Annotated in this window: 9 protein-coding genes; 2 read left to right on the top strand and 7 right to left on the bottom strand. The window is 67.4% G+C overall.

All coding sequences use genetic code 11. The features are described 5' to 3' along the window. On the bottom strand, positions 1-3,371 hold a 3,371-nt coding region (gene rpoB / locus ACTHL9_RS05470), incomplete at its 3' end, for a DNA-directed RNA polymerase subunit beta (protein ID WP_440517836.1). A 364-nt stretch (positions 3,372-3,735) separates the two neighbouring features. Here rpoB and ACTHL9_RS05465 point away from each other — a divergent pair. Beyond that, on the top strand, positions 3,736-4,929 hold the full coding sequence (locus ACTHL9_RS05465; protein WP_440517835.1) for an acetyl-CoA C-acetyltransferase: 1,194 nt from the start codon (positions 3,736-3,738) through the stop codon (positions 4,927-4,929). Positions 4,930-4,936: 7 nt separating this feature from the next. Next, complete coding sequence (locus ACTHL9_RS05460; protein ID WP_440517834.1) at positions 4,937-5,401, top strand: aminoacyl-tRNA deacylase; 465 nt, start codon at positions 4,937-4,939, stop codon at positions 5,399-5,401. Positions 5,402-5,488: 87 nt separating this feature from the next. Here the strand turns inward: ACTHL9_RS05460 and rplL are convergent, their stop codons facing one another. From rplL to rplK, 6 genes are all read right to left on the bottom strand, one after another. Beyond that, the gene (rplL, locus tag ACTHL9_RS05455; protein ID WP_440517833.1) at positions 5,489-5,869 is read right to left on the bottom strand and encodes a 50S ribosomal protein L7/L12; all 381 of its coding nucleotides are present in this window, start codon (positions 5,867-5,869) and stop codon (positions 5,489-5,491) included. 73 nt (positions 5,870-5,942) lie between these two features. Next, positions 5,943-6,521: a 50S ribosomal protein L10 gene (gene rplJ / locus ACTHL9_RS05450; RefSeq protein ID WP_440517832.1), complete on the bottom strand. Its 579-nt coding sequence runs from the start codon at positions 6,519-6,521 to the stop codon at positions 5,943-5,945. Positions 6,522-6,772: 251 nt separating this feature from the next. Then, positions 6,773-7,939 carry a hypothetical protein gene (locus ACTHL9_RS05445; protein WP_440517831.1) on the bottom strand — a complete coding sequence of 389 codons (1,167 nt, stop codon included), beginning with the start codon at positions 7,937-7,939 and terminating at the stop codon, positions 6,773-6,775. Continuing rightward, positions 7,936-9,018, bottom strand: coding sequence for a GNAT family N-acetyltransferase (locus tag ACTHL9_RS05440; protein WP_440517830.1), 1,083 nt, complete (start codon positions 9,016-9,018; stop codon positions 7,936-7,938). The genes ACTHL9_RS05445 and ACTHL9_RS05440 overlap by 4 nt, the downstream gene beginning before the upstream one ends. 171 nt (positions 9,019-9,189) lie before the next feature. Beyond that, complete coding sequence (gene rplA / locus ACTHL9_RS05435; protein ID WP_440517829.1) at positions 9,190-9,897, bottom strand: 50S ribosomal protein L1; 708 nt, start codon at positions 9,895-9,897, stop codon at positions 9,190-9,192. Between the two features lie 112 nt (positions 9,898-10,009). Continuing rightward, a partial coding sequence (gene rplK / locus ACTHL9_RS05430; RefSeq protein ID WP_440517828.1) for a 50S ribosomal protein L11 occupies positions 10,010-10,376 on the bottom strand: 367 nt, incomplete at its 5' end.

The following is a 10,376-nucleotide window of genomic DNA, read 5'->3' as shown; positions in this document are numbered from 1 at the left end:
TTCAGGCACAGGGACTGCATTTCCTTGATGAGGACCTTGAAGGACTCGGGGACGCCCGGCTCGGGGATGTTCTCGCCCTTGACGATGGCCTCGTAGACCTTCACGCGTCCGTGGATGTCGTCGGACTTGATCGTGAGGAGCTCCTGCAGCGTGTAGGCCGCACCGTAGGCCTCGAGGGCCCACACTTCCATCTCGCCGAAGCGCTGGCCGCCGAACTGCGCCTTACCACCGAGCGGCTGCTGGGTGATCATCGAGTACGGACCGGTGGACCGAGCGTGGATCTTGTCATCCACGAGGTGGTGGAGCTTCAGGATGTACATGTAGCCCACGGAGATCGGGTCCGGGAACGGCTCGCCGGAACGGCCGTCGAACAGCTGCGCCTTGCCCGTGGAGTTGATGAGGCGGTCGCCGTCGCGGGTCACGTTCGTCGAATCGAGGAGACCGGAGATCTCCTCCTCGCGCGCGCCGTCGAACACGGGGGTGGCGAGCTTCTGGTTCGGGCCCGTCTCACGCGGGAGGTTCGGGAGGTTGTTGACCCACTCCGGCTCGCCCTCGATCTTCCAGCCGGTCTTAGCGACCCACCCGAGGTGCGTCTCGAGGACCTGGCCGACGTTCATTCGGCCCGGCACGCCGAGCGGGTTGAGAACGACGTCGACGGGAGTTCCGTCGGCGAGGAACGGCATGTCCTCGATGGGCAGGATCTTGGAGATGACGCCCTTGTTGCCGTGGCGGCCGGCGAGCTTGTCGCCGTCCGTGATCTTGCGCTTGGCAGCGACATAGACGCGCACGAGCTGGTTGACGCCCGGGGGCAGCTCGTCGTCGTTGTCGCGGTCGAAGACGCGGACGCCGATGACGGTGCCGGACTCGCCGTGCGGGACCTTGAGGGACGTGTCACGGACCTCGCGGGACTTCTCGCCGAAGATCGCGCGCAGGAGGCGCTCCTCCGGGGTCAGCTCGGTCTCACCCTTCGGGGTGACCTTGCCGACCAGGATGTCGCCGGCCTCGACCTCAGCGCCGATGTGGATGATGCCGCGCTCGTCGAGCTGCGACAGCACTTCCTCGGACACGTTGGGAATGTCACGGGTGATCTCTTCCGCGCCCAGCTTCGTGTCGCGGGCATCGATCTCGTGCTCCTCGATGTGGATCGAGGACAGGACGTCCTCGGACACCAGGCGCTGCGAGAGGATGATCGCGTCCTCGAAGTTGTGGCCCTCCCACGACATGAACGCAACGAGGAGGTTGCGGCCGAGCGCGAGCTCGCCCTGATCAGTCGCCGGGCCGTCGGCGATGATGCCGCCGAGCTCGAGGCGGTCGCCCTCGTTCACGAGAACCCGGTGGTTGTAGCAGTTGCCCTGGTTCGAGCGGTCGAACTTGCCGATGCGGTAGTTCGTCTCCGTGCCGTCGTCGTTCAGGACGACGACGAGGTCCGCCGAGACCTCGGTGACGACGCCCGCCTTCGTGGCCACGACGACATCGCCCGCGTCAACCGCTGCGGAGCGCTCCATGCCGGTGCCGACGAACGGCGCCTCGGAACGGACGAGCGGCACGGCCTGACGCTGCATGTTGGCGCCCATGAGGGCTCGGTTCGCGTCGTCGTGCTCGAGGAAGGGGATGAGGGCGGTCGCGACCGACACCATCTGGCGCGGGGAGACGTCCATGAACTCGACCTCATCGGCCGGGATGAGGACCGGCTCGCCGCCGCCGCCGCGCTGGCGGACGAGGACCATGTCCTCGGCGAAGCTGCCGTCCTCGTTCAGGGGCGAGTTGGCCTGCGCGATCTGGACCTCGGCCTCGTCGTCTGCCGTGAGGTACTCGACCTGGTCGGAGACCACGCCGTTGCTCACCTTGCGGTACGGCGTCTCGATGAACCCGAACGGGTTGATCCGACCGTACGAGGCGAGAGAGCCGATCAGGCCGATGTTCGGGCCTTCAGGGGTCTCGATCGGGCACATGCGGCCGTAGTGCGACGGGTGGACGTCACGGACCTCCATGCCGGCGCGGTCGCGGGAGAGGCCGCCGGGGCCGAGCGCCGAGAGACGGCGCTTGTGGGTGAGGCCCGAGAGCGGGTTGTTCTGGTCCATGAACTGCGAGAGCTGCGACGTTCCGAAGAACTCCTTGATCGCAGCCACCACGGGCCGGATGTTGATGAGGGTCTGCGGCGTGATCGCCTCGACGTCCTGAGTCGTCATGCGCTCGCGCACCACGCGCTCCATGCGGGACAGGCCGGTGCGGACCTGGTTCTCGATGAGCTCGCCGACGGCGCGGATGCGGCGGTTGCCGAAGTGGTCGATGTCGTCGACCTCGACGCGGACCTCGAACGGCTGGCCGTCGCGGACGCCCGGGATGGACTTCTGGCCTGCGTGCAGCGCGACGAGGAACTTGATCATCGCCACGATGTCCTCGATGTGGAGGACCGAGGCGTCGCGGTCGGAGAGCGGGCGGTCGACGCCGAGCTTCCGGTTGATCTTGTAGCGGCCGACCTTGGCGAGGTCATAGCGCTTCGGGTTGAAGTAGAGGTTGTCGAGCAGCGACTGGGCCGCGTCGACCGTGGGGGGCTCGCCCGGACGGAGCTTCCGGTAGATGTCCAGGAGCGCGTCCTCACGGGTCTCCGTGGTGTCCTTCTCAAGCGTGGCCCGGATCGAGTCGTACTCGCCGAACTCCTCGAGGATCTGCCCCTCGCTCCAGCCGAGCGCCTTGAGGAGGACGGTCACCGACTGCTTGCGCTTGCGGTCGAGGCGCACGCCGACCTGGTCGCGCTTGTCGATCTCGAGTTCGAACCAGGCACCGCGGGACGGAATGATCTTCGCGGTGAAGATGTCCTTGTCGCTCGTCTTGTCCGCCGCGCGCTCGAAGTAGGCGCCCGGGGAACGGACGAGCTGGGAGACGACGACACGCTCGGTGCCGTTGACCACGAACGTGCCCTTTTCGGTCATGAGCGGGAAGTCGCCCATGAACACGGTCTGCTGCTTGATCTCGCCCGTGTTGTTGTTCATGAACTCGGCCTTGACGTACAGCGGGGCCGAGTAGGTGGCGTCGCGCTCCTTGCACTCCTCCATGGTGTACTTCGGATCCGCGAACTCAGGGTCCGAGAAGCTCAGGGACATGGTGCCCTGGAAGTCCTCGATCGGGGAGATCTCCTCGAAGATGTCGGCGAGGCCGGACGTGGTGGCGACGCTTGCGTCGCCTTCCTCCGCGGCCTTGGCCACGCGGGCCTGCCAGCGCTCGTTGCCGACGAGCCAGTCAAAGGACTCGGTCTGGAGGGCGAGGAGGTTGGGGACGTCGAGGGGCTCGTGAATCTTGGCGAAAGAGAGCCGGCTACGCGCGCCGTCCGTGTTAGCGGTTTGGGTATCAGAGGTGCTCGAGGCGACCAAGAGGGATCCTTCCACAGACCTTCAGGATTGTCCGCACCCTCCCCCAACCATGCGGCTGCCCAGCAACTGTTCTGTTAAATGGACGGCCGCCCACGAGCCCACCGCTATATGAAGGCTGGAGGTCAGAAAGGGAGAACGCAAAGATCTAGCATAGCCGCTTTAAGCGCACGTGTCTAGCGCACAAGTCGGATCCGGTCAAGTGCCTTCGAGCGGGGGCTTCATCGCCATCGCGAGGCAGGTGCGGAGTGATCCTGCAGCTGAAACTGTACACCCAGTTCGCAGCCCGCGCGCGGGGCGGTTCAACGGCGGTAGCCTGAACAGACGAGGCATACAACCGGCCCACAACGACGTGACAGGAGACGCCATGAGCAGCGGCATCGACGATGTGGTCATCCTCTCGGCAGCGCGTACCCCCTTCGGACGGCTCAACGGACAGCTCGTGAGCTTCTCCGCCGTCGACCTCGGCGCGCATGCCATCACTGCGGCCCTCGGCAGGAGCGGGGTGCGGCCGGACGCCGTGGACGCCGTCATCATGGGTCAAGTCCTCCAAGCCGGCGCAGGGCAGAATCCGGCGCGCCAGAGCGCCGTGGCCGCGGGCATCGGCTGGAACGTCCCGTGTGTCACCCTCAACAAGGTGTGCCTCTCCGGGCTTACCGCGGTGATCGACGCCGCCCGCATGATCCGCGCCGGCGACGCGACCGTGGTCGTCGCGGGCGGCCAGGAGTCCATGAGCCGCGCCCCGCACGTGCTGCCCGGCTCGCGGCAGGGCTGGATGTACGGAACCGTTGCCGCGCTCGACGTCGCGGCCCACGACGGCCTCACCGACGCCTTCGACGGGCAGTCGATGGGCCTCTCGACGGAGAGCCGCAACCTGACACTCGGCATCGACCGGAAGTCGCAGGACGAGGTCGCAGCTGCCTCGCATCAGAGGGCAGCGCGGGCCCAGAAAGACGGCGTGTTCGACGACGAGATCTCGCCGATCGAGGTCAAGCAGCGCAAGGGCGATCCGATCCCGGTGACGACGGACGAGGGGGTGCGCCCGAACACGAGCGTCGAGACGCTCGCGCCGCTCAAGCCCGCCTTCGCGTCCGACGGGACGATCACCGCGGGCAACTCGTCGCCGCTCTCGGACGGCGCCGCCGCCCTCGTCCTGGCGAGCCGCGCCTATGCCGAGGAGCGCGGGCTCCCCTGGCTCGCCGTCGTCGGCAAGCCCGGGCAGGTGGCGGGACCCGACAACTCACTCCACTCGCAGCCGTCGAACGCGATCGCGAACGCGCTCTCGCGCGCGGGCTGGACCACCGAGGATCTTGACTTCATCGAGATCAACGAAGCATTCGGCTCGGTCGCGGTCCAGTCGCTCAAGGACCTCAAGTACCCGCTCGAGAGGACGAACATCCACGGCGGCGCGATCGCCCTCGGGCACCCGATCGGGGCATCCGGGGCCCGTCTCGCAGGCCACGCCGCGCTCGAGCTCGCGCGCCGCGGGAAGGGACGCAGCGCCGTCGCCCTCTGCGGGGGTGGCGGGCAGGGCGAGGCGCTCCTGCTCTTCCGGGACTGAGCGGCCCGTGAGCGGACACTCGCGTTTCCTGGACGATGCCGCGGCGCGCGGCTTACGCATCGAAGTCGCCGCCCGCGGGCGCGCCCGCAGCCTCGAGGAAGCGGCTGCCAATCTGGGGATCGAGCCACGGGAGATCGTGAAGTCTCTGGTGGTCCGGCACCCGGACGGGAGCTTCCTGTTCGCGCTCATCCCCGGCGACCGGCAGATCTCGTGGCCCAAGCTCCGCAAGCTCGTCGGGGTGAACCGGCTCTCCATGCCGGCCGCCGACGTCGCGCTTGAAGCAACCGGCTACGAACGCGGAACCATCACCCCGCTCGGCTCGACCACGGCCTGGCCCGTCTACGCCGACGCGAGCATCAGCGGGCGCATCTCCCTCGGGGCCGGCGAACACGGCCGGAGCGCGTTCGTGGACGCGGAGGACCTGCTCACGACGCTCGGCGCGACGGTGGCAGACATCAGCGATCCCCTCTGAACGAGCAAACCCCTGACGGGGACCAGCTCAACGGGAAGGGCCCCGGTTCCGTTCTGGAACCGGGGCCCTTCGGGCAAGCGCGCGAGCTTACTTGAGGGTGACGGTAGCGCCAGCGGCCTCGAGGACCTCCTTGGCCTTCTCCGCCGCCTCCTTGTTGGCGCCCTCGAGGACGGCCTTGGGAGCACCGTCGACGAGGTCCTTGGCCTCCTTGAGGCCGAGCGACGTGAGGCCACGGACCTCCTTGATGACCGCGATCTTCTTGTCGCCAGCAGCCTCGAGGATGACGTCGAAGGAGTCCTTCTCCTCCTCAGCAGCAGCCTCAGCACCGCCGCCGGCGGGGCCGGCCACGGCCACGGCAGCAGCGGTGACCTCGAAGACCTCCTCGAACTTCTTCACGAACTCGGAGAGCTCGATGATGGTGAGCTCCTTGAAGGCCTCGATCAGCTCGTCCTGGGTGAGCTTCGCCATGGTTGGCGTCCTTTCGTTTCAGTGGCGCGGCCGGGGTGTGCCCTCAGCGCGCCGAGTATGTGGGGGGTTGAGATCAGCTCTCGGCAGGGGCCTCGGCGGGAGCTTCAGCAGCCTCCGCAGGAGCCTCGGCCTCAGCGGCCGGAGCCTCGGAAGCCGCGGGAGCGCCGCCCTCTTCCTCAAGCTTGATGCGCAGCGCATCGATGACGCGCGCGACGGCGGACATGGGCGCCTTGAGGACGCCGGCAACCCGTGCGAGCTGCAGTTCGCGGGACTCCAGGGCGGCCAGAGCGGCCACCTCGTTCGCGTCGAGCGCCTTGCCCTCGAAGTAGCCGGTCTTGATGACCAGCTGCTTGTTCTCCTTGGCAAAATCGGTGAGGCTCTTGGCGGCCGCCACGGCGTCACCCTTGATGAACGCGATCGCGGTCGGTCCGGCAAGCTGGCCGTCGAACGCCTCGACGCCGGCCTCCTTTGCGGCGATGGCGGTCAGGGTGTTCTTCACGACCGAGAACTTGTTGTCCTGGCCGAGCGCACGACGCAGCTTCTTGAGCTGGGCGACGGAGAGCCCACGGTATTCGGTCAGGACTGCTGCGGCCGAATCCTGGAAATCCTTGGTGATCTCCTCGACAGCTGCCACCTTGCTAGGCGTTGCCATAACCCTCCTTCCGGGGAAACTAGGCCGATTACTCGGTTCCCGGAAAATACGAACGCCCCGCGCAGATGCACGGGGCGTGGAGAGCTGGCGCGCGAGGGCGCACCAGAGCTTGGCGCTCGTTCACCTGCGCAGGCCGCCCCTTCCGGGGACCTTAGACTGTTACCGCATGCTCAGAGCACACGAAACAGCGACCGGCGGTCTTTGGTCTTTACAGAGTACGCGACGTGTCGACATCGAACCAAATCCGCAGGTCAGCTGCCGAGCAGATCGCTCAGGGCCCGTCTCCGCGCGTCCTCAAGGGCAGCGGCGACGTTCCGGATGAGCAGCACGAGCCAGCCCAGCACCACTCCCGCCACGAACAGCTCCATCGCGGTCATGTTGTAGTACGCCAGGGGGTACCAGAGGAACACGGCCAGCACCGCTCCCCCGAGCATCACGAAGCCCGTGACCTGGAACGTGCGGCTCAGCCCGGGAACCCATTTGGGGAGTCCGACGACGAGCGCAACATACGCGCCGGACATCGACGTGGCGAGAGTGTTGTGCGCGGGCATGAACACGTCGACCGGGACGAGGCCCGTGCAGGCCAGGAGGATCCCCATGAGGACCAGGCACACGAGCACGGGACGCGTCTTCACGTCTCCCCGGACTTCCTTCGGCGCGCCCGCGTGAGCCTCGGCGTTGTCGGCGCGATACGCCGCAAGGGCCTGGATGTCCCGGGTCACGTATTCGGCAAGCATGGTGATGACGATCCCGCCCGTCACGAGCGTTGCGTTGAAGGCCCACGCCACGCCGCTGTTCGCCGCGCCGAGGACGCTGAAGTTGACCTCCCACCAGTTCGGGTTCGTCGTGGTGACCATCGACGTCAGCACGCCGGCCCCAAGGTAGGTCGCGAGGAGGTTCGAGAGGAGGTAGCTGTTCATGCGAGCGCCCGACTGGTACGTCGCGTAGGCCGCAAGGCCTCCGACGATCGAGGTCGCGATCGCGCCCGCGAACGGATCCATCGTGAGGCTTCCGAACGCCTGCTGGAAGATCCGGAACCCTGCCCAGGCAGCCATGAACGCGATGGCGCCGTGCACGGCTGCCAGCGCGAGCAGACCCAGATAACGGCGCCATGCCGGACGTTCCACGAGCCAATGGTGCTGGGGATGGTCGTAGCTGTGCCGGTACGCGAGCGGGAGGACGATCGCCGCGACCACCCCGCCGATGACGGCGGCCACGTCACCCACGCCATTGCCCCCCGAGAGCCCGGGCCGGCGGCCGGCGAAGGCGATCAGGGCCGCGACAAAGCTGACGACGACGGCGATCCCCGCTACCTGCGCGGCCCTCGCCTCGGTGCGGACCGCCGAGGTGGGAGGAACCGGGAGACGGAAGGCTGCCTCCGCCAGCGCCTGCTCTTCGTCATCGAGCGGGTGGCTCATCCGAGCCTCCTGTACCACTCGCCGTCGTACCCCGCGGGCCTGAAACCCAGGGCCTCGTTGATGGCGAGCATGTGCTGATTCTCCTCCGCGTTGAACGTGACGACCTTGCGTGCCGTGGGAAACCGTTCGCGGTACGCCCGGAGGTTCGCGAGCTTCATCAGCAGGCCCAGCGAGTGGCCGCGATGCTCCGGCACAACGAGCGTATCGTCCTGGTCCGCCACGTCCTCCTTGCCTGAGCGCACCCACAGGGAGGTATACCCGGCCAGACGGCCGGTCGAACGATGGCGGGCGACGGCGTAGAGCGGCAGGGTGCTCGCGTCCAAGAGCTGGGCCTCGAGTGAGGCGACCCGCTCGGCGTCCCACTCGGCGGCGTCCCAGGCGTCCACGCCCGACGGCGCGTCGGTGGACATGCGTGCCAGCAGGAGCGCCATCTCGTCCTGGAACTCCTCCGGGATGCCCTCCCAGAGCAGCACCTCGTACGCCCCGGCCGCGGCGGCTCTCGCCGCAGCCTCGAGAGCCGGCCATCCGTCGTCGTACGCGTCGAGGACAAGCTCGCTGAAGCGCTCGATCTGGCTGAGCGCGAAGCCCGCTGCGCGGGCGAACGAGACCGAACGCTGGCCCGCCGGCAACGCGCCCGCACGCGTCGAGGGCACCACGACGTCCTCCGTTTCGAATCCCACCGGGTGCTCCGTGAACGAGTTCAGCAGGGTCCGGCCATAGCGCTCGGCTTCCTCGATGGCCGCGGCGAGCAGAACGCGTCCAATCCCCCGGCCCGCGAACTCGTCGAGCACCTCCGCCCGGACCGTCGCGCGGTCGCGGTCTTCCTTGAGCGGCATCTGGCACCAGCCCCGCCCCACCATGCGACCGGCGAGGCGGACGAAGAACAGCGAGGTGAGCTCGTAGCGGGTATCCCGCCAGACCCCGAGCCGGAAGGCCGCGGGCGAGCAGCGGTCGTCGTTGCCCCAGATCTGCCGCTCGATCGAATCGGTGAGCTCGGAGAACTCCCGGAAGTCCGCCCCATCCTCATCGTGGATGGAGGCGGGCAGTCGAAGACGCTGCACCCCGTGCTGGGAGCTCATGGGGCCAGTCTCACAAACGCCCCGTACATGCACAACGCCCCTCCCCGCGGACTGCGGGAAGGGGCGTTGCGTGGGAAAGCTCGATCAGCCCTCGGTATTGATCTTCTCGGGCTTCCGGGACTTACGTCGGGCAAGCGCCTCATTCTTCGGCGCTCACCCTCCGTGCGTTCCTCAGCCCTCGAGGAGAACGCGGGTCACGTTCGGGTCCATCGGAACGCCCGGACCGAACGTCGTCGCCACTGTGGCCTTCTGGATGTAGCGGCCCTTCGAAGCCGACGGCTTGAGGCGAAGCACCTCATCGAGCGCGGCCGCGTAGTTCTCGGCCAGCTGGCGCGAGTCGAACGAGGTCTTGCCGATGATGAAGTGCAGGTTGGCGTGCTTGTCGACGCGGAAGTCGATCTTGCCGCCCTTGATGTCCGTTACGGCCTTCGCGACATCCGGGGTCACGGTGCCGGTCTTGGGGTTCGGCATGAGGTTGCGGGGACCGAGGATGCGGCCCAGGCGGCCGACCTTGCCCATGAGCTCCGGGGTGGCCACGGCGGCGTCGAAGTCCGTCCAGCCCCCCTGGATGCGCTCAATCAGGTCGTCCGAACCGACGAAGTCGGCGCCGGCGGCCTCGGCCGCTGCAGCCTTGTCGCCGGTCGCGAAGACGAGGACGCGAGCGGTCTTGCCGGTGCCGTGCGGGAGGTTGACCGTGCCGCGGACCATCTGGTCCGCCTTGCGGGGGTCGACGCCGAGGCGGAAGGCGACCTCAACGGTCGCGTCCGTCTTCGAGGGGTTGATCTCCTTGGCGAGGGCGATACCCTCCGCCGGAGCGTACAGCTTGCCGGTCTCGATCTTCGCGGCCGCTGCCTCGTATGCTTTGCTGCGCTTTGCCATGCTGCTCTGTTTCTCCTTGTGCAGTTGTGGTCTCAATGGGCCGCGCTCGGCCCTGCCACGGACGACGGCGGAAATCGCCGTGCGTCATTTGTCTTCAGTGAGAGGAAGGCCGTCAGCCTTCTACGGTGATACCCATGCTGCGGGCCGTGCCCGCGATGATCTTCTTCGCGGCCTCGACGTCATTCGCGTTGAGGTCCTCGAGCTTGGTCTTGGCGATCTCCTCGACCTGAGCGTCCGTCAGCTTCGCCACCTTCACAGTGTGCGGGGTCGCGGAACCCTTGGGAACGCCCGCAGCCTTCTTGATGAGCTCGGCCGCCGGCGGGGTCTTGGTGATGAATGTGAAGGAGCGGTCTTCGTAGACCGTGATCTCCACGGGGATGACGTTGCCGCGCTGGGATTCCGTTGCGGCGTTGTACGCCTTGCAGAATTCCATGATGTTGACACCGTGCTGACCGAGCGCAGGACCGATCGGCGGGGCC

Origin of the sequence: Sinomonas sp. (assembly GCF_051955515.1) — a bacterium.
Classification (GTDB): domain Bacteria; phylum Actinomycetota; class Actinomycetes; order Actinomycetales; family Micrococcaceae; genus Sinomonas.
Note: the sequence above shows the minus strand (reverse complement) of the source record. Positions and strands in the feature narration are given on the sequence as shown.

Excerpts from the sequence above, each read along its gene's own strand:
- rplA (WP_440517829.1), bottom strand. The coding sequence starts at position 9,897 with ATGGCAAAGCGCAGCAAAGCATACGAGGCAGCGGCCGCGAAGATCGAG.
- rplJ (WP_440517832.1), bottom strand. The coding sequence starts at position 6,521 with ATGGCAACGCCTAGCAAGGTGGCAGCTGTCGAGGAGATCACCAAGGAT.
- ACTHL9_RS05465 (WP_440517835.1), top strand. The coding sequence starts at position 3,736 with ATGAGCAGCGGCATCGACGATGTGGTCATCCTCTCGGCAGCGCGTACC.
- rplL (WP_440517833.1), bottom strand. The coding sequence starts at position 5,869 with ATGGCGAAGCTCACCCAGGACGAGCTGATCGAGGCCTTCAAGGAGCTC.
- ACTHL9_RS05440 (WP_440517830.1), bottom strand. The coding sequence starts at position 9,018 with ATGAGCTCCCAGCACGGGGTGCAGCGTCTTCGACTGCCCGCCTCCATC.
- ACTHL9_RS05445 (WP_440517831.1), bottom strand. The coding sequence starts at position 7,939 with ATGAGCCACCCGCTCGATGACGAAGAGCAGGCGCTGGCGGAGGCAGCC.